Annotated in this window: 15 protein-coding genes; 9 read left to right on the top strand and 6 right to left on the bottom strand. The window is 60.4% G+C overall.

Annotation, left to right across the window (positions count from 1 at the left end):
* The first annotated feature begins 15 nt into the window (after positions 1–15).
* From FFI16_RS14960 to FFI16_RS14945, 4 genes are all read left to right on the top strand, one after another.
* Positions 16–885, top strand: coding sequence for a sugar phosphate isomerase/epimerase (locus tag FFI16_RS14960; RefSeq protein ID WP_138815648.1), 870 nt, complete (start codon positions 16–18; stop codon positions 883–885).
* A gap of 67 nt (positions 886–952) precedes the next feature.
* A complete protein-coding gene (locus FFI16_RS14955) occupies positions 953–1,585 on the top strand; it encodes a LysE family translocator (RefSeq protein WP_138815649.1) in 633 nt (210 codons plus the stop codon).
* An 80-nt stretch (positions 1,586–1,665) separates the two neighbouring features.
* Entirely contained in the window at positions 1,666–2,724 is a 1,059-nt protein-coding gene (locus FFI16_RS14950) for a diguanylate cyclase (protein ID WP_138815650.1), read from the top strand.
* A 47-nt stretch (positions 2,725–2,771) separates the two neighbouring features.
* Entirely contained in the window at positions 2,772–4,001 is a 1,230-nt protein-coding gene (locus tag FFI16_RS14945) for a M20/M25/M40 family metallo-hydrolase (protein ID WP_138815651.1), read from the top strand.
* A 279-nt stretch (positions 4,002–4,280) separates the two neighbouring features.
* On the opposite strand, the gene FFI16_RS14940 is transcribed toward FFI16_RS14945, so the two are convergent.
* From FFI16_RS14940 to FFI16_RS14925, 4 genes are all read right to left on the bottom strand, one after another.
* Entirely contained in the window at positions 4,281–4,595 is a 315-nt protein-coding gene (locus tag FFI16_RS14940; RefSeq protein WP_138815652.1) for a contact-dependent growth inhibition system immunity protein, read from the bottom strand.
* Entirely contained in the window at positions 4,592–9,265 is a 4,674-nt protein-coding gene (locus FFI16_RS14935) for an RHS repeat-associated core domain-containing protein (RefSeq protein WP_138817409.1), read from the bottom strand. Before FFI16_RS14935 ends, FFI16_RS14940 begins: the two co-directional genes overlap by 4 nt.
* A gap of 158 nt (positions 9,266–9,423) precedes the next feature.
* On the bottom strand, positions 9,424–12,507 hold the full coding sequence (locus FFI16_RS14930) for an efflux RND transporter permease subunit (protein WP_138815653.1): 3,084 nt from the start codon (positions 12,505–12,507) through the stop codon (positions 9,424–9,426).
* A 2-nt stretch (positions 12,508–12,509) separates the two neighbouring features.
* Entirely contained in the window at positions 12,510–13,616 is a 1,107-nt protein-coding gene (locus FFI16_RS14925; RefSeq protein ID WP_138815654.1) for an efflux RND transporter periplasmic adaptor subunit, read from the bottom strand.
* Between the two features lie 101 nt (positions 13,617–13,717).
* On the opposite strand from FFI16_RS14925, the gene FFI16_RS14920 reads away from it, so the two are divergent.
* Positions 13,718–14,920 (top strand): multidrug effflux MFS transporter, encoded by a 1,203-nt coding sequence (locus tag FFI16_RS14920; RefSeq protein WP_138815655.1) that lies wholly within the window; start codon positions 13,718–13,720, stop codon positions 14,918–14,920.
* A gap of 104 nt (positions 14,921–15,024) precedes the next feature.
* Here FFI16_RS14920 and FFI16_RS14915 read toward each other — a convergent pair whose 3' ends face one another.
* Positions 15,025–15,930, bottom strand: a complete 906-nt coding sequence (locus tag FFI16_RS14915) for a LysR family transcriptional regulator (protein ID WP_218571875.1) — start codon at positions 15,928–15,930, stop codon at positions 15,025–15,027.
* A 109-nt stretch (positions 15,931–16,039) separates the two neighbouring features.
* Between FFI16_RS14915 and FFI16_RS14910 the strand changes: the two genes are divergently transcribed.
* The 3 genes from FFI16_RS14910 to FFI16_RS14900 all read left to right on the top strand — a co-directional run bounded on the left by FFI16_RS14910 (position 16,040) and on the right by FFI16_RS14900 (position 19,276).
* Positions 16,040–16,906, top strand: coding sequence for a pirin family protein (locus FFI16_RS14910; protein ID WP_138815657.1), 867 nt, complete (start codon positions 16,040–16,042; stop codon positions 16,904–16,906).
* A gap of 85 nt (positions 16,907–16,991) precedes the next feature.
* Entirely contained in the window at positions 16,992–17,618 is a 627-nt protein-coding gene (ycaC, locus tag FFI16_RS14905) for an isochorismate family cysteine hydrolase YcaC (RefSeq protein WP_138815658.1), read from the top strand.
* Positions 17,619–17,830: 212 nt separating this feature from the next.
* A complete protein-coding gene (locus FFI16_RS14900) occupies positions 17,831–19,276 on the top strand; it encodes a mechanosensitive ion channel family protein (RefSeq protein ID WP_138815659.1) in 1,446 nt (481 codons plus the stop codon).
* A 190-nt stretch (positions 19,277–19,466) separates the two neighbouring features.
* Here the strand turns inward: FFI16_RS14900 and FFI16_RS14895 are convergent, their stop codons facing one another.
* Positions 19,467–20,165 carry an SDR family oxidoreductase gene (locus FFI16_RS14895; RefSeq protein WP_017139685.1) on the bottom strand — a complete coding sequence of 233 codons (699 nt, stop codon included), beginning with the start codon at positions 20,163–20,165 and terminating at the stop codon, positions 19,467–19,469.
* A 107-nt stretch (positions 20,166–20,272) separates the two neighbouring features.
* Here FFI16_RS14895 and FFI16_RS14890 point away from each other — a divergent pair, with 107 nt between their 5' ends.
* Complete coding sequence (locus FFI16_RS14890) at positions 20,273–20,704, top strand: helix-turn-helix domain-containing protein (RefSeq protein WP_138815660.1); 432 nt, start codon at positions 20,273–20,275, stop codon at positions 20,702–20,704.
* Positions 20,705–20,794 lie beyond the last annotated feature (90 nt).

Genomic DNA, 20,794 nt, shown 5'->3' with positions numbered 1-20,794 from the left:
GAAAGGAATCGCTCCATGGAAAGCAAACTGATCAACCCCACCGTGCCGTTCTGCACCGGCGTGGCACACCAGAAATACCTCAGCGCCGAAAAAGGCTTGCAAACCGCTATCGAAGGCGACTGCACCCATTGGTACATCGACGGCAGCCTGTTCGGCGAGATGGTCGACGACTGGACCGATGCGCGCATTGAGAGCCTGCAGGCGCAAATCGCCGCCACCGGCGTCAAGCCGATCTTCCACGGCAACTTCAAGGCGCCGCTGGGCAGTGATGTCGAGGCGTTCCGCGCGGCGGCGGTGGACTACGTGAAAAAAGAGATTGATATCGCCAGCCGCCTCGGCGCGCCGTTGATCATCCACGGCGGCTGCATCGTCGAGCCGAAAATGGTGCTGATGGCCAAGAAGGTTGCGCTGGAGCACTACCTCAAGTCGGTACAGGAACTGGCGAGCTACGCCGAGGCCAAGGGCACGGATATCTACCTGGAGAACCTGTCCAACTACGTCAACTACCGGCCGTTCCACTACATCTTCACCCACGAAGCCGAATACGCCTTTGTGTTCGAGCGCCTGCAGGCCCACAGCAACGTGTACTTTTTCCTGGATGCGGGCCACGCCAACATCGAGAACGGCCTGCCGGCCGAGGTGGTGCGCAAGTATCACCACTTGATCAAGGGCATTTCCTTCAGCAACAACAATGGCGTGCAGGATCAGCACTTCGGCATTCATGACGGCAACTGTGATTACGCCGATGTGGTGCAGGCCATCGTTGAGACCAACTGGAAGGGCCTGGTGGCGTTCGAAACCCGCAACCAGACCGCCAAGGCTGCCCTGGCCGACCTGGCGCTGATGTACCGTGAATCCCTGACCACTGAAATTGCCGTCGCCTGACAGGCCCAGGGGCGCGCGTTTCAAGCGCGCCCCGTGGTTGTTTTTATCACTCCAAGGTTCTGGCCCCATGACAAGTGCGTTAACGCTGTCTTCGTTTCTCTACTTCCTGCTGTTTTGCGCCACCATGACCTTCAGCCCCGGCCCCATGACCCTGCTGTTATTGAGCCTGGGCTTGAAGGACGGCTTGCGCAGTTCGATCCCGGCGCAAATCGGCGCCAGTGTGTCCTACCTGATTTCCATCCTGATCTTTGCCGTGGGCTTTTCGGAACTGATCAAGGGCAACCTCGCCATTACCCAGACCATCCAGTTTGTCGGCGTGGCTTATATTCTGTACCTGGCCTACAAGCAGTGGACCAGCAGCGGTGTGTCGATCAACCAGGGCGGCGCCGTGGAAGGCTCGCGCAGCCTGTTCGGCAAGGGTTTGCTCACCGGCTTTTCCAACCCCAAGACCATCATCATGTTCAGCGCCGTGTTCCCGCAGTTTGCCGGTGCAGGCGAACACAGCTCGGCGGCGGATATCGCCATCCTCGGGCTGACGTTTTTGACCCTGCAGTTTGCCAGCGGCTGCCTGTACTGCTATTTCGGCCAGCGCATCAAGCACGTGCTGGAAAACCCCAAGCGCCGGGTACTGTTGCAACGGGTCACGGCGGTGCTGCTATTGGGCGTCGCGCTGATGTTGGCGCGCGGGTTTTCGCACTGAAGTATTAGCTGGTAAGCAGTAGTGGCGCTTTGACGTTGCCCTGATAGACTCCAGGCACTCATCCAGGATTACACCCCACCATGCCAGCCGTCGGAGGAAATGGACTTCCGCTCGCTTCGCGCCTGTTCAAATCGCGGCTCTTGGGGCTGACGCTGGGTTTTGTCTGCGTGGTATTTGGCATGTACCCCTTGCACCCGTCGCTGTGGGTGTGGGCCTGGATGCTGATCAACGCCTTTGTCTGGCCGCACCTGGCCTACCAGTTGTCGCGCCGCGCAAGCAACTCACTGCGCAGCGAACGGCGAAATTTACTCTTCGATTCGTTTTGCGGCGGCTTCTGGGTCGGTGCCATGCACTTCAACCCGCTGCCCAGCGTGACCACGCTGTCGATGATGACCATGAACAACGTCGCCATCGGCGGGCCGCGCTTTATGCTCGCCGGCTGGGTGGCGCAAGGGCTGGGCATCGGCGCCGCGCTGCTGGTGTTCGCGCCGGCGTTTATCGCGGTGACCAGCGAGACGCAGCTGTACGCGTGCCTGCCGATCCTGATGCTCTATCCCCTGGCGCTGGGCTGGATCTGCTACCGCCAGGCCGTGACCCTGGCCCGCCATAAACGCGAGTTGCTGGCCTTGAGCCGCACCGACAGCCTGTCCGGCCTGCTCAATCACGGTGCCTGGAAGGACCACCTGGAAATCGAGTTCCAGCGTTGCCGCCGTGAACAGGTGGGCGCGGCCATTGCGCTGATCGACATCGACCATTTCAAGACCATCAACGACACCTACGGCCACGTCACCGGCGACATCGTGCTGCGCCAACTCAGCAAGGTGTTGCGCCAGAACCTGCGCGCGTCCGACCTGGCCGGGCGTTATGGCGGCGACGAGTTCTGTGTGATTCTGCCGGGCATGCCACTCAATCGCGCCACCGAAGTGATGGACGCTTTGCGTGATCGCTTCAGTGCGCTGGCCTATGCGCAAGACCCGACCCTGCGTGCCAGTTTGAGCATTGGCTTGGCGCCGTACCAGCCGGCTCATACCGACTCCACCAGTTGGCTCAACGACGCCGACCAGGCGCTGTATGAAGCCAAGAGCAGTGGCCGCAACCGCGTCAGCTCCGTGCAGGGCAGTTGGTTACGCTCGGTTTAGTGGGGTAGGGTAGCGCAGCACCTCCCCACAACAACAAGGATCGGTCCATGCTCTTCACCTTTTCCCGTACCCTTCTGGCCGCCACCCTGGCCTTGTCCTTCGCCGTGCCGGCCTACAGCGCCGAACCCCACAAACAAATCCAGGCGGATGCCGAACAGTACAAGGCCGAGGCGCTGAAACTGCTCGAGCGCCTGGTGAATATCGACTCAGGTTCAGGCTACGAGCCGGGCCTGACCCAAGTGCGCGACATTGCGGTAGATGAGCTCAAACAGCTCGGTTTCAGCATTGAACTGGTGCCGGACAAAGCCGCCAACAATAGCCATGTGATCGCAACCCTCAAGGGCACCGGCAAAGCCAAGATCCTGTTGATGGCGCACATGGACACCGTGTTCAAGGAAGGCTCGGCCGCCGAGCGCCCGTTCCATATCAAGGATGGCCGCGCCTATGGCCCCGGCGTGATGGATGACAAGGGCGGCATCGTCGCCGGCATCTACGCGCTCAAAGTTCTGAAAAACCAAGGCTTCAAGGACTACGCGCAAATCACCTTCCTGCTCGACGCCAGCGAAGAAACCGGCTCTGACGCCGCCTCCGAACTGATCCGCAAAACCGCCAAGGCCCACGACGTAACCTTGAACCTGGAACCCGGCCGCCCAGCCGACGGCCTGGTGGTATGGCGCAAAGGCAGCGCCACTGCGGTGGTCGAAGTCAAAGGCAAAGCCGCCCACGCCGGCGTCGCCCCCGAACTGGGCCGCAACGCCGCCATGGAAGCCGCGCACCAGATTCTGCAGTTGGGCAAACTTGGCGATGAAGAGAAGAAAACCACCATCAACTTCACCGTGATCAAGGCCGGCGACCGCACCAACGTCATCCCCGACCAAGCCACCGCCAAAGCCGACGTGCGCGCCGCGCTGCCGGAAGAGTTTGATCGGATCGAAAAAGACCTGGCGCGGGTGTCAGCCAACAAGTTGATCCCGGACACTGAAGTGAAAACCAGCCTGCTGCGCGGCCTGCCGCCGATGCCACAGACGCCGGAGTCGGACAAATTGGTCGCGATTGCCCAAGGCATCTACGGCGAACTGGGCCGCAAGCTGACCATTGAAGGCAGCGGCGGGGCCGCAGATGCGAGCTTGTCGGCCGGGGTCGGGACGCCGACGCTGGATGGGTTTGGGATTGTCGGTGGGAATATTCATACGCCGGAGGAATATGCCGAGGTGGAGAGCGTGGCGCCACGGGTTTATTTGTTGAGTCGGATGATTATGGAGCTGTCGAAGCGGTGAGGGGCGGCTCACCTGGTTACTCTGGGTGAGCTGGCTTTGTGGCTGGCAGGTCATTTGCGCTGAGTAGGCTGTTTTGTGCTGAGTAAGTTATTTTGTGATGAGTGAGGTTTTTGTGGTGAGCGAGCTTGCTCGCGCTGGGCTGCGTAGCAGCCCCAAAACCCTTACCCTCGATACATCAGGAAAAACGTGTCGCCCTCATTGGGACCGCTTCGCGCTCCAGCGCGAGCAAGCTCGCTCGCCACAGTGATGGGGGCGTTTCGGTGAGGTAAGTGGTGTTTTCTATTTAATGTTTTTTAATAAGTACATATCGAATTTGTTTATTATGTGATTCAGCCATAGAGGGCCTGATACCCATTGGTTTGGGTAGTAGTAATAGCAACTATATACGTGCAACAATTTTTCTTGAAGGTCCAGCTCGTTCTTATATGAGCTTATCAATTCTAAAATTTCCTGTTTTACTGTGATGATTACGTCTCTCGACGAGTCCAGCAGAAATGAATCGATAACCTCATCAGCAGAGGAGTGCTCTTCTACCCAGTCCTGGTGGAAATAGGCACCAAAAAACTGTTGGAGCTCTGTCAGTAGTTCATTCATTTTTCTGGGTATCCGGTCAGCAATAGATAGCCATCTGGCATCCTTTTGGCGCGTTTCAAAACTAACACAAAATTATAAACGGGTATGGGTTCTGTAGTTTCTTTTAAAATGCTTACTCCTACGGGGTTGGTTGAGTTGTCTTTAATTATGAGTTTGCTTTTATTTCCGTTTTTGAAGTTTATTATTTCTTGCTGATGTTTTGCCAAGCTTTTAGAAACTATAGTCTCAGCCTCCTCTAGAGACTTGAACGAAGATGATGCAGGGAGATTTGGCTCTGACTCGAATCTCGCCGCCAGCTGTTCATCTGTCCTTCCGACATGTTTTCTAATCAGGTGTCCTCCTGCCCTCTCGTGGGTGACTAACAACCCGGTAGGTGCCTTGTTTTTTTGTTTGCCCTTTGGACCGGGGCAATCTCCAACCTTACAACTTAGTCCTAACGGATCCACCCACCCCGTAGGGTTCGGCACGTACCGGTACACATTGATCCCACCCGCCAGCTTCACCGGGTCCGGCGTCAGGTAACGGCCAATATCTGGATTGTAGTAGCGATGGCGGTTGTAGTGCAGCCCGCTTTCCGCATCAAAATATTGGCCCTGAAAACGCAGCGGGTTGTCGATTTTTCTTACGTCTAGGCGAGCGATTTCACCGTAGGCGCGGTAGTGCGCGGACCAGACGATTTCGCCTTCGGGATTTGTGAGCTCCTGCGGCGTGCCGAGGTGGTCGAGTTGGTAGTGGTAGGGCTTGGTGTCTTGAGGGCCAAAGCCTTCCAGCAGTGCCAACGGGCGAAAACTGTCTGGTTCGTAGAGGTAGCTGCGATGCCGATCCGCGTGGTGTTCAGCTACCAGCTTGTCGCCTTGCCAGAAAAACTCCGTGGTTTTTCCGTTCACCGTTTTGCTGATCCGCCGTCCAAACGGGTCATAGCGATAGCTGACGGTTTGCCCGTTTGGCTGTGTGATCCCTATCAATCGATGCTGGCAGTCGTAGCGGTATTCCGTAACGAGCTGATGACCCTTGCCACGCCGCTGGCGGATTAAATTGCCGAAGGCGTCGTAGTCGTAGTGATGATCGCCTTGAATCATCAACCGATTCCCCGCCACGATGTCCGGGCCGGGGCGGTCTTGCATCAGCAGGTTGCCAGCCGGGTCGTGGCCGAAGCGCTCCTGCACGTCTTGCGAGTGGTCGGCGCGGGTCAGGCGGGCGAGGGGGTCGTAGTGGTAGTGGTGTTCGCCTTTGCGGGTGTCGAGCAGGCGGGTGAGGTTGCCGGTGGTGTCGTAGTCGTATTGGCGTTGGTAAAGGGTGTGTTGCTGTTGGCTGACGGCGTGGGCGTGCAGGCGGTTTTGGTCGTCGTAGTGGTAGTGGCTGAGGAGCTGGCCCTGTTGGCGTTGGTGTTCGCGGCCGGTTTTGAACAGGTGCGAGGTGAGGGTTTCGCCGTTCAGTTCGACGGTGGAAAGGTGGCCGCCTTTGTCGTGGTTGAAGGTGAGGCGGTTGTTGTCCGGTAGGCGCAGGTTTTTAAGCTGCCCGCAGGCATCGTAGCCATAGCGCAAAGTGCCCCAGCCTTGGTGTTCGGCGGTGAGGCGGTTTTGTGGGTCGTATTCGTAGGCGAGCGCCCAGTGGCCGTCGTCGACGCTGAGGAGATTGCCTTGGCGGTCGTAGGCATAGTCGACAACATTGCCGTCTGGCAGGGTTTTTCTTACAAGGCGCCCGGCGTGGTCTCGCTCGTAGCGGGTAACGAGCTGACTGCCGTCGTCGCCGTGTTCGGTTTTTTCCGTCAGGTTGCCGTTTAGGTCATACACGTAAGCCGTGCGCTGGCCGTCAAAGCCGATTTCCTGCTGGATCAGGCCGTTGGGGTGGTAATCGAGTCGGTAGGTTTCGCCTGCCTCGTTTTCGATGGAAGTCAGCAGCAGGCGTGCATTGTCGTAGCGGTACTTGACCTGGCTGCCGTCGGCATTGATACGGCGGCTGATCAAGTGCAGGCCGTCGGCGTATTCGTAGCGGGTGACGTGGCCGAGTTCGTCGTGTTCGGCGGTGATTTTTCCGTAGGCGTTGTAGCTGTATTCGCGTGTTGCGCCGCCTGGCTGGGTTAGTTTTCGCAGGCGCCCGGCAGCGTCCCATTGGTACTGCGTGAGACCACCGTGCTCATCTTCCCGCGTGATCTGTCGCCCAAGATCGTCATAGCGATAACGTTTGATACCCCCATTGGGCAGCAGCTCCTCAAGCAACTGCCCCCGCTCATTCCAGACCAGCCGATGGCAACTGTTATCGGGAAACCAAACCCCCGTCAGTTGCCCATATTTGTTGTAGCTGTAGTCCGTGACATTGCCGCCAGGATCGGTCTTGCGAATGACGTCGCCCTGATCGTTACGCTCATATTTCCAAACCGCCCCACCACGGCGTACAACCCGCACGAAACCGTTGTCATGCTCGTAGGACGTCGGCTCATCATCCCCCGGAAACAACGCCACCAAACGTCCGGCTTCGTCGTACTGGTATGCCGTCACCGCCCCAAGCGGATCCTGCTCGACCGTCAGCCGACCCTTGTCGTCATAAGACTTGAAGTGCTCAGCACCGTCCGGATCAATGCGCTGCACCAGCCGTGCGCGGTCATCGTGAACATAGACTTCCCGGCTGCCATCAGCGTTATGCACCGTGACACGGCCGTCATCCCCCCAGGCGTACCGCGTATCCATCTGCGAAAAGCTGGCCCAATGCCGAACACATCGCGCCGCCTTGCCTGCCCGTTCCCATTCCCAAAAGAAACTCGCCCCTCCGGCCAGCCCGCGCTCAAGAATGACGTGCTGCTCGTTGTAGCGATAAACCTCGCTTTCACCCACAGCATTGGTCGCAGAAACCAGACGGCCAAGGTCGTCATAGGCGTAGGAAACAACCTTCTGTTCCGTCACCCATTCGAAGGGTTCGTGCCCTTTGGCGCGATGAACCTGATAGTCCACCGCCACAATGCGGCCCGCCTCATAACGCAGAAACAGCGAGCGACCCACACCGTTATCCAGCCGCTCAACCCGCCCCAGACGATCGTGAAAAACTCGCAGCCGGTTGTCATACGCATCGCTGATGGCAACCAGCACGCCATCGTGAAAGTGATAGAACCGCGACGCCTGGGCCAGCACCAGTTCATCGGGCAAGTCGCCCAAATAGATCGCCGCTTCAGCCAAGCTATTGGTAATCGCCGGTCGAGCAGCGGTAGGCAACGGAAACTCAGTACGGCGATTCTCATGATCCGTCCACACCACCGAATCACCCGAAACCACCAACCGCTGCGCCAGCGAATGGCTCCAGCCAAACCCCAACCCGCCATCCACTTCCACCGCACTGGTGCGATACAACCGCGTCCACTCGAACGGCAAAACCCCGTCCAGGGTGCCGTCGGTAAGTGTCAGTAATTCCTCGCCGGTAACCATCGACACCGGGCAACCGTTGGTAACGGTTTTGTCCGCAGGTGCCGCCGCATCGCCATTGAGGTTCTTGCCCGAAGCCGGCACATCATCCACAGGTTCCTGGCGCACCAACGCGGTCTGCTGCGTCTTGCCGCGCACCGCCGGCACCGGGTTGGCAACCAACTGATCTCCAGCCTTCAGCGGCGCAACCGGCACGGTCTTGATCGGTGTCGCGGTACTGCCCAGCAAGATCGGCTTGGCGGCTTCGACATGCTCATCCAGGCGAGATTTACCGAATTGCCCGGCCAGTTGCTCCAACCACTTACGCGCACGCCGGGACTTGATGCCGCCCAGCACCTGGGCGCTCATGCGTATCGCAATCCCCATGCCGCCAGTGGCCAGGGCCAGCAACAGGTTGATCAGCACGTCGGCGCTGATCTCGCCCAGCAACTCGTTCATGTACGCCGGCGGCAACAACCGCATCCAACTGACCATGGCCGACAGGTAGATAAACAGCAGCGGTTCATCGCTGAGCACCAGCAAACCTTTCGCAAGCGTCTCGGCGCTGACGTTCAGCAGCTGTTCAAACTCGACCTGGGACAGGTAACTCAGCAGTTTTTCAGCGTTGTCCAGCGGGTGTGCAAGCCACTCAAACAGCTGCTTGAGGCTGTCCCACAGTGAGTACAGCGCCTCGCCAAATCCCTTGGCATACGCCTGATCCAGCACAAGATAGCGCTTGAGGAAATTGGCCTCAGAGTAGTCCTGCCACAACGGCGCAAACGTGCCGCTCCACTCGCTGCGCAGCCAGCCTTCCAGCGGCGCGATCACCGATTGATACGAGGCATACAGCGCTTTGAAGTGTTCGCTGGAAACGTTGGGGTAAAAATTGACTCGGTACTGCTGGTTGCGATCACACTCGGTGATTTGCAGAATGCCGCTGGGGCCGATGGTCTTGTGGATCGGCTCGCCCAATGGGCCACCGTTGGGATCGACACGTTGCAGCACCACCGGCGTATTGCCGATGGGCACAAAACGCGCGCTTTGGAACATGTGCACCAGGGTCAACGTGCCGTTGGCCTGGCAGGTGGCGACGGTAGTGCTGGGAATGATCGAGCGGTCGATCGGCGCGACCAGCGCCACTTCATTGCCGACCTTGAATACCTGCTCGACATCCAGCGCCGAAAAGCTCAAGAAGCTCTGCGCCCAGCTGTCGTATGAGTTCAGGCAGCGCCGGAAATCGCCAAGCACGGACTCGACGTCGCGCGTCTTCGAATCCATGGCCGCCAGCACCAGCAGGCCAATGGTCTGGCCGGTGGCGGCGATCAAAAGACAACCTTGTAAGTCGAAGCTTTAACCCAAAAAACCATCTGCAATCCCTCGCACTGTGTGATCAGGCGAAGGACTTTGCAGAGGTTTTCAGGACATATCTGTAGAGCTTATCCGGTGGTTACGTGGGAAGTTTCAACAGCCTTCGTACGCTCCCGCCCAAGCACCAGGCTGCACAGCGCCGGCAGGAACAGCAGCGTCAACACGGTTCCTACCAGCACCCCGCCAATCAGCACGTAGGCCAGGGACGACCAGAACACCGACAGCGTCAACGGAATAAACGCCAGCGCCGCCGCCAATGCGGTCAGGATCACCGGCCGCGCCCGGCGCACGGTGGCTTCGATAATGGCCTCGCGCACCGCCATGCCATGGTTCTGGTTCTGGCGGATCTGGTCGGTAAAGATCAGCGTGTTGCGCATCAAAATACCGCCAATCCCGATCAGGCCCAGAATCGCGTTAAACCCGAATGGCTGGTTGAACAGCAGCAAGGTCGGCACCGCGCCTATCAAGCCCAGCGGCGCCGTGGCGAAGACCATGAACATCACGCCGAACGAGCGCACCTGGAACATGATCACCGTGAGGGTCAGCAAAATCATGATCGGGAACAGCGCCGCCAGCGCCACGTTGGCCTTGGCGCTTTCTTCCACCGGGCCGCCGATGTCGATCTGGTAACCGGCGGGCAGTTTGGCGATCAAGGGCTGCAGGTCTTTGTACACGGCCATTTCCACGTCGGGCGGTTGCACGCCGTCGATGATGTCGGCGCGCACTTCCACGGTGCTTGCACGGTTGCGCCGCTTGAGGATCGGTTCTTCCATCACCGCCTGGAAGTGCCCGACCTGGGCCAGCGGCACCGAGGTGCCGGCGCTGTTGGTGAGGGTCATGTTGTTGAGGTTGCCGAGGTTCTCGCGCTGGTTGCCCTGGGCACGCGCGACCACCGAGACGGTGCGGTTGCCTTCGCGCACTTCGGTGATCGGGTTGCCGCTGAGCAAGGCGTTGAGCTGGGATTTGACCTCATTGGGGGTGAAGCCCAGCAGGCGCAGGCGGTCTTGGTCCAGCACCAGCCGATAGCCGCTGGTGCGCTCGCCCCAGTCGAGGAAGGCGTCCTTGGTCAGCGCGTTGGCCGCCACGACGCGGCGCACGTCTTCGGACACCCCGCGCAGCACATCCACATTCGGCCCGGACACACGAAACACCACCGGGAACGGCACCGGCGGGCCAAACAGCAATTGCGTGACGCGCACCCGCGCTGCCGGGAATTCGCCGGCGGCAATGCGTTCACGCATGCGCAGTTTCAGTGCATCGCGGGCATGGGAATCCGGGGTTTGCACAATCAGCTTGGCAAACGCCGGGTCGGGCAGTTCGGGGTTCAGCGAGAGGAAAAAACGTGGCGCGCCGCCGCCTACATAGGTGTCGACCAGGCTGGTTTGCGGCTCTTGCAGCAAGGCTTTTTCCAGCTGCGCCGCCACCGCCTCGGTGCTTTTGAAGGCACTGCCGGGCGGCATATACACCTCAAGGATCAGCTCGGAACGGTCGGAGTTGGGGAAAAACTGCTTCTTCACCACGCCCATGCCCAGCACGCACAGCACAAAGGCACCAACCACCAGGCCGGTAACCAGCCAACGTTGACGCACGCAGGCTTCGACCAGGCTGCGCAGTTTTTGGTAATAACGGCCGGCGTAAATCGCGTCATGCCCGCCCGGCACCGGTTTGATCTGCGGCAGCAACTTCACGCCCAGGTACGGCGTAAACACCACGGCCACCAGCCAGGACGAGATCAGCGCAAAGCCGACGATCCAGAAGATATTGCCGGCATATTCGCCGGCGCCGGAGCGCGCAAAACCCACCGGCAGAAAGCCGATGATGGTCACCAAGGTGCCAGTCAACATGGGCGCCGCTGTAGAGCTCCAGGCGAAAGTAGCGGCGTGAATCCGGTCAAAACCTTCTTCGAGTTTTACCACCATCATCTCGATGGCGATGATCGCGTCGTCCACCAGCAAACCCAGGGAAATAATCAGCGCGCCGAGGGTAATACGGTCAAATTCGCGCCCGGTGAGCAACATGATCACAAACACTACGGATAAGGTCAGCGGCACTGCGGCGGCCACCACCAGCCCGACGCGAAAGCCCAAGGCCAGCAGGCTGATGACCATCACCACGGCCAGAGCGACGAAGAATTTGAGCATGAATTCATTCACCGCCAGGCTGATGTTTTTCGCCTGGTCGGAGACCTTGGCGAAGTTCACCCCCAGCGGCAGGTCCGCCTGGATTCTGGCTTCCTGGGCCTTGAGGCTTTTGTCCAGTTCCAGGCCGTTCCAGTGCTTCTCCATGATCACGCCAAGCATCAGCGCCGGGTCGCCCTGATGGCGGATGCGGTAGCTGGGCGGGTCTTCATAACCACGGCTTACGGTAGCCACATCGGCAATGCGCAACACGCGGCCGTTGACTTCCAGCGGCACGTTTTCGATCAGCGCCAGGCTGTCGAAGGCGCCGTCGATGCGGATATAGGCACGGGCACCGGCGGTTTCGACAAAGCCCGACGGCGCCACGGCGTTTTGCGCGGCGAGGGCGGCGAAGATCTGGTCGGGCTTGATGCCCAGCGTGGCCAGGCGCTCATAGGAGAACTCGACAAAAATGCGCTGCGCCTGCTCGCCGAGGATATTGACCTTCTTCACGCCCGGCAGGTTGAGCAAGCCCTGGCGCAAGTCTTCGGCCATCTGCACTTGCTGGCGATGGGGCAGATGCTCGGCTTCCAGCGCATACAGGGCGAAATACACATCGGAATATTCATCATTGAAGAACGGCCCGATCACGCCTTTGGGCAGTTTCGCCGCTTCGTCGCTGAGCTTTTTGCGGGTCTGGTAGAACAGGTCCTGGATTTCGCTGGGGCGCGTGGACTCCTTGTAGGTCATGCGCATCGACACAAAACCGGGCTGGGCGATGGTCTCGACGCGGTCGTAGTAGTCCAGTTCCTGCAGGCGTTTTTCCAGGCGGTCGGCGACCTGTTCCTGCATCTCCTGGGCGGTGGCGCCGGGCCAGGCGGCGGTGATGGTCATGACCTTGACGGTAAACGAAGGGTCTTCGGCGCGCCCCAGCTTGCCGAACGAGAAGATCCCGGCGGCGAGGATCGCAATGATCAGAAACAGCGTGACGGCGCGGTGTTTTACCGCCAATTCGGAGAGGTTGATGCCGCGCATGCTCAGTGGTCCTGTTTACGGTTGAGGGCCAGCACTTGGGCGGGCAGCAGGCGCACCGCGTCGCCGCTGTGCAGCAGGTGCGCGCCGAGCGCGACGACGATTTGGCCGGGGGTTACGCCACTGTCGAGCAAGGCGTCTTCCTGACCAAGGCTGGCCACGTTGACGGGGGCGAAGCTGACCTTGTCGTCCGCGCCGATCACCCACACGCCGGTGCCTTGCCCCGCATCCTGCAGCGCGCCGATGGGCACGCGGGTTTGTTGGGCCTGGCCGTTGCCTTGCAGGCGCACGGTGATGGTCGAGCCGAGGGCGAAACGGTCGACGGCGCCATGCAGCACGTAGCGTGCGCGGTAGGTGCGGGTGGTGGGGTCGGCACTCGCCGACAGCTCGCGCAGGGTGGCCGTCACGGCCTGGTCCGGCGCGCCGAACGGAAAGGCCAGGGCTTTTTGCGCGGCTTGGTCACGCTGGTTTTCCGGCAGGTTGACGATGGCTTCGCGGGCGCCGTCATGGGCCAGGCGAGCCACGATCTGGCCTTCGGCGACCACCTGACCGCGATCCACGCGCACATCGGTGATGATGCCGTCGCCATCGGCCTTGAGCACCGAGTAGGTGCGACGGTTTTCGATCTGGCTGGCATCCGATTGCGCCGACGCCAACTCGGCTTCGGCCACGCGCAGGTTGGTCGCCGACTGGTCGAAGATCTGCCGCGACACGGCGCCGGTACTGGCCAGGCGCTGGTAGCGGTTCTCGTCATCACGGCGCTGGCGCAATTGCGCCTGGGCCGCGTTGACGCGGTTTTTGGCCGAGCGCAGGGCCAGTTCGAAGTCGCCGATGTCCAGCACCAATAAGGTGTCACCACGGGCGACGTGCTGGCCGGGGTCGACCTTGCGTTCTATGACTTTGCCGCTGACCCGGAAGCCCAAATCGCTTTCGGTGCGCGCCGCGACCACGCCGGTGTAGGCGCTTTGCTGGGTACCGGCGGCTTCCACCTTGGCGGCCAGAACGGGACGCGGCAGGGGCACTTCGGCGGCGGTGTCGGCCTTGCTGTTGCAGCCGCCGAGGACGATCAATAAAGCCAGGGGCGTGAGAAGACGCAGGGGAAGAGGGTGCATGACGGGCTCCAGGGGTGGCCAATGGACAAAAAATTATGGACATAATTTTTTACTCATATTATGGTCGAAATATAAATTAATCCAGCCCCCGGATATCTCCCATGTCGAACGCCCCGGCCCCCTCGCGAAGCCTGTTGTTTTTACTGGTGGCGCTCACCGCGCTCGGTGAAGTCTCGACCCAATTGCTTATCCCCGGCCTGGGCGCTATCGAGCAGGCGCTGGCGGCGCCAGCCGGTTCGGCGTTGATGGCGTTGTCGGCATTTGTCGCGGCCTTTGGCCTTGGGCAGTTGCTGTTCGGGCCGCTGTCGGACCGCATCGGCCGCCGCCCCGTGCTGCTGGGCGGGTTGGCGCTGTATGTGCTGGCCACCTTGTCGATGCTGCTGGTCAGTGACATTCAGCAATTCATCGTAGCCCGCGTGCTGCAAGGCCTGGGCGCCTGCGCCGCGTTGGTGTTGGCGCGCACGGTGGTGCGTGATGTGTGGAAGGCCGAAGCCGGACCGGCGCTGGCGCTGACCATGATCGGCATGCTCTACGCCATCGTCGTGGCGCCGATGATCGGTGGCCTGCTGATCAAGCTGCTGGGCTGGCAGGCGCCGATCCTGCTGGCGCTGGTGATCGGCAGCGTGGTGCTGGTGTTGGCGCTGCTGTTCTTTCGCGAGAGCAATCACTTTCTGGACCCCAAGGCCGGGCATTGGCGCACCCTCGGCGGGCAATACCTGGATTTGCTCAAGGGCCGCCAATACCGTGCGTATGCGGTTGCGCTGGCCTGCACCTACGGCGCCATGTTTGCGGTGATCGCCGGTTCATCAGCGGTGTTTATCAACTTGCTGGGGTTCAGCAGCCTGGAGTACGGGCTTAATTTTGGCCTGATCGTGTCGATGCTGATCGTGGGCTCCACCTACACCCGACGCAATATCCTGCGCCTGGGGCCGCAACGGATTGTGTCGATGGGCGTGACGCTGGTGGCCGTCGGCGGGATTTCGGCGGTGGTGATTTATGAGCTGTTCGGCCTGTCGGCGCTGGGCCTGGATATTCCGGTGGCGTTGGTCACCCTCGGCGGCGGTCTGGTGTTGCCGGGCTCGGTGACGGGCGGGGTGATGCCCAACGCCCATCGTGCGGGGTTGGCGGCGGGGTTGATGGGGTTTTCGCAGATGTTTGGCGCGACGTGCAGTGGCCTGTTGTTGAGCCATCTGCGCGATGGCAGTGCCACGCCGATGATCATGATCCAGGCGAGCTTTGCGGTGACGGCGTTTGTGGCGTTCCAGCTGCTGCGCCAGCGCCGGGCGGTGCTGGCAGCGGCGTAGCCTTGCTTTTATGTGGGAGCTGGCTTGCCTGCGATAGCATCACCGCGGTCTATCGGTAAGACCGAAGTGATTGCATCGCAGGCAAGCCAGCACCCACAGTTGAATCAGGCCATATCGCTGTGCGCGAATTCCTCGCCGAGAAAATCAATCAACGTCCGTACCGACGGCAACAGCCCACGGCGCGACGGGAAAATCGCGTGCACGATCCCGGTCCTTGGCGACCAACCCGGGATCAAGTCGACCAGCCGCCCGGCGGCAATGTCCTCGCGCACCACCACGCTCGGCAGGTGCGCAATCCCCACCCCGGCACACACCGCATGGCGCAGCGCCAACAGGTCATCGGTGATCATTCGCGGGAAATGCCGGATCACCGCACTGGCACCGTTCTCGCCAAACAATTCCCACTGATATTCGCGCTGCGCCGAACCCCAATACACGCTCGGCAAACCGTTCAAATCCCCCGGCAATGGCGGGCTGGACAGGCGCGACACAAACGCCGGGCTGCCCACCAGGCACTGCGTGCTGTTGCCGAGTACCTTCATCACCAGATCGGTGTCTTCCAAAGGCGGAAAGCGGATGCGCAGGGCGATGTCGAAGCCTTCGTGAATCACGTCCACACGCCGGTTGGTGCTCTCCAGGTGCAACTCCACCAGCGGGTACTTGAGCATATAGCGGGTCAGCATCGGCCCGACCCAGGAGTTGAGCAGGGCGGTGGGGCAGCTCAAGCGCACAATGCCCTGGGGCTCGGAACGGTTGCGCTCGATCACTTCGGCAGCGGCTTCGGCCTCCACGCGCATGGCCAGGCAGCGTTGGTAATAGACCTGGCCGATTTCGGTGAGCGAGCAATGCCGGCTGGTGCGGTTGATCAGGCGTACACCCAGGCGCTCTTCAAGCTGGCTGATACGCCGGCTCAGCTTCGACTTGGGCATGTCCAGCGCGCGGCCAGCCGCGGCAAAACCACGGTGCTCGACCACTTGGGTGAAGTAATAGAGGGTGTTGAGGTCTTCCACTATCGTTCTCCAAATAGAACGCTAAGGGTTATTTTTGCCGTCTAGCGCGGTAAAGGTAGCGGATTTAAGCTGTGTTCATGCACTGCTTTCACGCCTTTGGAGAAACGCCATGAAAAACATCATCGGTATCTACACCAGCCCACGCAGCCATTGGGTAGGCGACGGCTTTCCGGTTCGCACGCTGTTTTCCTACGACACCATGGGCAAACACATCAGCCCATTCCTGTTGCTGGACCACGCCGGCCCGGCGGATTTCACCCCGACTCAAGCACGTCGTGGCGTAGGGCAGCACCCGCATCGCGGCTTTGAAACCGTGACCATCGTCTACAAAGGCGAAGTCGAGCACCGCGATTCCACCGGCGCCGGCGGCACCATTGGCCCAGGCGATGTGCAATGGATGACCGCAGCCAAAGGCATCCTGCATGAGGAGTTCCATTCCGAAGCGTTTGCCCAAAAAGGCGGTGCGCTGGAAATGGTGCAGTTGTGGGTCAACCTGCCGGCCAAGGACAAAATGACCGATGCTGGCTATCAGACCATCCTCGACGGCGATATCCCGGCGCTGCCCCTGGCCGATAACGCCGGCAGCCTGCGCCTGATTGCCGGGGAATTTGCCGGTAAACAAGGCCCGGCCCGCACCTTCACGCCGATCGACGTGTGGGATGTGCGCCTCAACGCCGGCAAGGCCGTAACCCTCGACCTGCACGCCGGGCGCAATACCGCGCTGGTGGTGCTCAAAGGCACGGTGCAGGTCAATGGCCAGGAACTGGTGCGCGAAGGGCAACTGGCGTTGTTCGAACGCGATGGCGATCAACTCGCCCTGGAGTCCAACAACGACGCGATGTTCCTGCTGCTCAGCGGTGAACCCATCGACGAACCCATCGTCGGCCACGGCCCGTTCGTGATGAACACCGAGCAAGAGATCCACCAGGCCTTCGCCGACTTCCAATCCGGCCAGTTCGGCCAGATGCATCACTGATTCACCCCCGCAACACCCAACCCAGATGGCCAGGCCGGTTTACCGGCCAAGGATGGCTGTCGCCCATGGAAAAGAGGATGCACTCATGACTACTCCCTACAAGCGTCTGGACAAGGACAACGCCGCCGTTCTGCTGGTTGATCATCAGGCTGGCCTGCTGTCTCTGGTGCGAGATATCGAACCGGACAAGTTCAAGAACAATGTGCTGGCCCTGGCCGACCTGGCCAAGTACTTCAAGCTGCCGACCATCCTCACCACCAGCTTCGAAACCGGCCCCAACGGCCCGCTGGTGCCGGAGCTGAAGGCACTGTTCCCGGACGCGCCGTACATTGCGCGCCCTGGCCAGATCAACGCCTGGGACAACGAAGATTTCGTCAAGGCGATCAAGGCCACCGGCAAGAAACAACTGATCATCGCCGGCGTAGTGACCGAGGTTTGCGTGGCGTTTCCGGCGCTGTCGGCTCTGGCGGAAGGGTTTGAGGTGTTTGTGGTGACGGATGCGTCCGGCACCTTCAACGAGATCACCCGCCATTCGGCCTGGGACCGCATGTCGGCCAACGGCGCGCAACTGATGACCTGGTTCGGCCTGGCCTGTGAGCTGCACCGCGACTGGCGCAACGACATCGAAGGCCTGGGCACTTTGTTTGCCAACCATATCCCGGACTATCGCAACCTGTTCACCAGCTATAACGCGCTGACTGGCGCTAAATAAACACAAGACTTAAAGTTGCCACATAACCCCTGTGGGAGCGGGCTTGTGTGGGAGCTGGCTTGCCTGCGATGGCATCACCTCGGTTCATCAGTCATACCGAGGTGTCCGCATCGCAGGCAAGCCAGCTCCCACACAAAGCCTGTTCCCACATTTTGTTATTCAGTATTGCCGATTCATGCGATCTTCTCGCCATACACCCTGGAGTCGCCTGGATGCCCTCATTTATCGCTGATCACCCGATGCTGTGCGCCGTGGCGCTGATCTTTATCGACATCGCCGTGTGGCGGCTTATTTCCGCCAACCTCGCCAACTGGAAACTGGCGGCGCGCCTGGCCATCTTTGCGGTGTTCAGTGCCGTGCTGTTCAACGACGGCATGAACCCCATGCAGCTCGCGCCCTATAGTGACAACACCGCGCTGCACCTGGCCGCCACGGCCTTGCAGATCGGCTGGTGGCTGTTTGCCGCGCGGACCCTCACGGTGTTGCTCGGCACCGTGATGATGAATCGGGTCGGGCACGGCGGGCGCTTGTTGCAAGACTTGTTAGGCGCGGTGATCTTCTTGATCGCGATCATCGCCGCCATGGCCTACGTGCTCGACCTGCCGGTCAAGGGCGTGCTCGCCACCTCCGGCGCGGTGGCGATCATCGTCGGCCTTGCCTTGCAAAGTACCTTGAGCGACGTGTTTTCCGGGATCGTGCTCAACACCACCAAGCCGTATCAGGTGGATGACTGGATCTCCATTGACGGCACCGAAGGGCGCGTCACCGACATCGACTGGCGCGCCACACGCCTGCAAACCTCCCAGGGCAGCATGGCGGTGATCCCCAACTCCCTGGCGGCCAAGGCCAAGATCATCAACTTCTCACGCCCGGCGGACATGTTTGGCCTGGCGGTCAGCCTGCAAGTCAGCCCGCATGCGCGGCCGCAAACCGTGATCGAAGCGCTGGAGCGCGCGATGCAAGGCTGCCGGCCATTGCTGGCCAAACCCGCGCCCAGCGTGGCGTTCAAGACTTCGGCCAGTGGCGGCGTGGAATACGAGATCAGTGGGTTCGTGCCGGCCATGGGCCAAAAGCGCGAGGTGCGTAACCAGCTTTACGACCTGGCGTTCCGTCACCTGCAAGCGGCGGGCGTGGGTGTGCTGTCGGCCACCGAAAGCAGCGCGCCACCGCTGATGTCGCCTGCACGGGCATTGCTGGAGCGTTCGTCGATATTCTCCACGCTGCGCCAGGAAGAAAAAGACACCTTCAGCCAGAACATGACCCTGCACACCTACCGTGCCGGCGAGATGATCCTGCCAGCGGGGGAGGTCAGCGACCATTTGTTTATCGTCGAATCCGGCGTGGTCTCGGTGATGTTGATCAAGGATGGCCACAAGTTCGAAGCCGGGCGTATGGGGCCGGGCGAGGTAATTGGCGAGTCGGGGATTTTGTCCGATCAAGCGGCGCTGGCGGACTTCACCGCCAAGACCTTCTGCACGCTGTACCGCATCGAGAATGAATACCTCAAACCCTGCCTGGACGCGCGCCACGACATCAGCGAAGCGATGAAAGCGCTGCTGGATTTCCGCGTACACGCCGCACAGGCCCTGACCCAGGACGCACCGGTGGTGCCGGTCAAGAAGGGCTTTTTGCAATGGCTGCGTAATCGCGGGTTGTAAGCCCGTAACGCCATATCTTCTGGATATAACGCGATCTAAATGTGGGAGCGGGCTTGCTCGCGAATGCGTAGTGTCAGTCGATGCATAGGTGACTGACCCACCGTATTCGCGAGCAAGCCCGCTCCCACATTCAGACTGAGTTGTTTCAGTTGGAAGGTGCGCACCGGGTTTGGCGCGCACTGCTGGTTGATCAATGGCTCAGATACACCGGGCTGTCGGTGGACAGCGAGGCTTTTACCGCGTGGGTCATGTCGGTGATCAGCGCTTCTTCGCGGTCTTCGCTCAGTGCTTTAAGGGTAATGGCAACCACTTCTTGCGGCGTGCTTTTCGGTGCTTGCACATCCGCCACCATGTCAGTGTCGATATAGGCCGGGTGCACGCCGATCACCAAGGTGTTCTGCTCGCGCAGTTCGCCGCGCAAACCATTGGTGAGGCCCCACTGCGCCGACTTGGAGGTGCTGTAGCCGCCGGAGCCGGGCGGGCTCAGCCAGCTCAATACCGAGAGAATATTGATCAGCGCGCCGCCACCTTGTTTCGCCAGGATCGGCGCAAACGCGCGGCTCAGGCGCAAGGTGCCGAAGGTGTTCACCTCAAAATGCTGTTGCAGGTTCTCGATGCTGTCTTCGGCCAGCAACGAGCCGTATTTGAGCCAGCCCGCGTTGTTGATCAACACACTCACATCGCCACACTGCTCGGCGGCGCGCTGCACGCTGGCCGGGTCGGTAATGTCCAGCGCAATCGGCGTGCTGCCGGGGATATCCACACTGGCCGGGTCGCGCGCACCGGCATACACCTTGGCCGCACCCGCTGCCAGCAGCGCGGTGACAAACGCTTTGCCCAGGCCACGATTGGCACCGGTAACCAACACCACTTTTCCACGAATATCCATGATGAACTCCAGGCGACGAATTAGGTTTAATGATGAAACCGTTTTTATCTTGAGCCTGTTGGTCCTATAATGCAACCTAATATTTCAACATGCCCGGAGGCCCGACGATGAAACGCAAATGCCTGCAAGGCGACTGTTGCCCGGTCGCCCGCGCGCTCGACGTGGTAGGGGATTGGTGGACGCTGTTGATCATCCGCGATGCCTACGCCGGGGTGACGCGCTTCGGTGACTTCCAAAAACACCTGGGCGTGGCAAAAAACATCCTTGCCACGCGCCTCAAGGAGATGGTCGAACAAGGTCTGTTGCAAACCAGTGAAGTGGGCGCGCGCAGCGAATATCAACTCACCGACAAAGGCCGTGCGCTGATGCCGGTACTGGTGACCCTGGCGCAATGGGGCGAAACCTTCACGCAGCCGGCTGATGGCAGCACCCACTTGCTGGATGCGCGTTTGCTCAAGCCGCTGCGCAAGGTCGAGATCGTGTCCGAGGATGGCCGGGTGCTGGGTCTGGAAGACATCGTCACCCAGGTGCCGGCATGAAAAACGCCTAGGGGCATTTTCTTCAATACCGACCTCGTTCAGCCCTTTACCGTGAAGCCATCGTCACTCGGCATCACCAAAAGGAACTGC

Source organism: Pseudomonas sp. KBS0710 (assembly GCF_005938045.2).
GTDB lineage: Bacteria > Pseudomonadota > Gammaproteobacteria > Pseudomonadales > Pseudomonadaceae > Aquipseudomonas.
Note: the sequence above shows the minus strand (reverse complement) of the source record. Positions and strands in the feature narration are given on the sequence as shown.

What these genes read in the sequence shown, in the direction of transcription:
- FFI16_RS14930 (WP_138815653.1), bottom strand. Translation starts at nt 12,507, where the DNA reads ATGCGCGGCATCAACCTCTCCGAATTGGCGGTAAAACACCGCGCCGTC.
- ycaC (WP_138815658.1), top strand. Translation starts at nt 16,992, where the DNA reads ATGACTACTCCCTACAAGCGTCTGGACAAGGACAACGCCGCCGTTCTG.
- FFI16_RS14925 (WP_138815654.1), bottom strand. Translation starts at nt 13,616, where the DNA reads ATGCACCCTCTTCCCCTGCGTCTTCTCACGCCCCTGGCTTTATTGATC.
- FFI16_RS14900 (WP_138815659.1), top strand. Translation starts at nt 17,831, where the DNA reads ATGCCCTCATTTATCGCTGATCACCCGATGCTGTGCGCCGTGGCGCTG.
- FFI16_RS14955 (WP_138815649.1), top strand. Translation starts at nt 953, where the DNA reads ATGACAAGTGCGTTAACGCTGTCTTCGTTTCTCTACTTCCTGCTGTTT.
- FFI16_RS14940 (WP_138815652.1), bottom strand. Translation starts at nt 4,595, where the DNA reads ATGAATGAACTACTGACAGAGCTCCAACAGTTTTTTGGTGCCTATTTC.
- FFI16_RS14960 (WP_138815648.1), top strand. Translation starts at nt 16, where the DNA reads ATGGAAAGCAAACTGATCAACCCCACCGTGCCGTTCTGCACCGGCGTG.
- FFI16_RS14920 (WP_138815655.1), top strand. Translation starts at nt 13,718, where the DNA reads ATGTCGAACGCCCCGGCCCCCTCGCGAAGCCTGTTGTTTTTACTGGTG.
- FFI16_RS14950 (WP_138815650.1), top strand. Translation starts at nt 1,666, where the DNA reads ATGCCAGCCGTCGGAGGAAATGGACTTCCGCTCGCTTCGCGCCTGTTC.
- FFI16_RS14890 (WP_138815660.1), top strand. Translation starts at nt 20,273, where the DNA reads ATGAAACGCAAATGCCTGCAAGGCGACTGTTGCCCGGTCGCCCGCGCG.
- FFI16_RS14910 (WP_138815657.1), top strand. Translation starts at nt 16,040, where the DNA reads ATGAAAAACATCATCGGTATCTACACCAGCCCACGCAGCCATTGGGTA.
- FFI16_RS14945 (WP_138815651.1), top strand. Translation starts at nt 2,772, where the DNA reads ATGCTCTTCACCTTTTCCCGTACCCTTCTGGCCGCCACCCTGGCCTTG.
- FFI16_RS14895 (WP_017139685.1), bottom strand. Translation starts at nt 20,165, where the DNA reads ATGGATATTCGTGGAAAAGTGGTGTTGGTTACCGGTGCCAATCGTGGC.
- FFI16_RS14935 (WP_138817409.1), bottom strand. Translation starts at nt 9,265, where the DNA reads ATGGATTCGAAGACGCGCGACGTCGAGTCCGTGCTTGGCGATTTCCGG.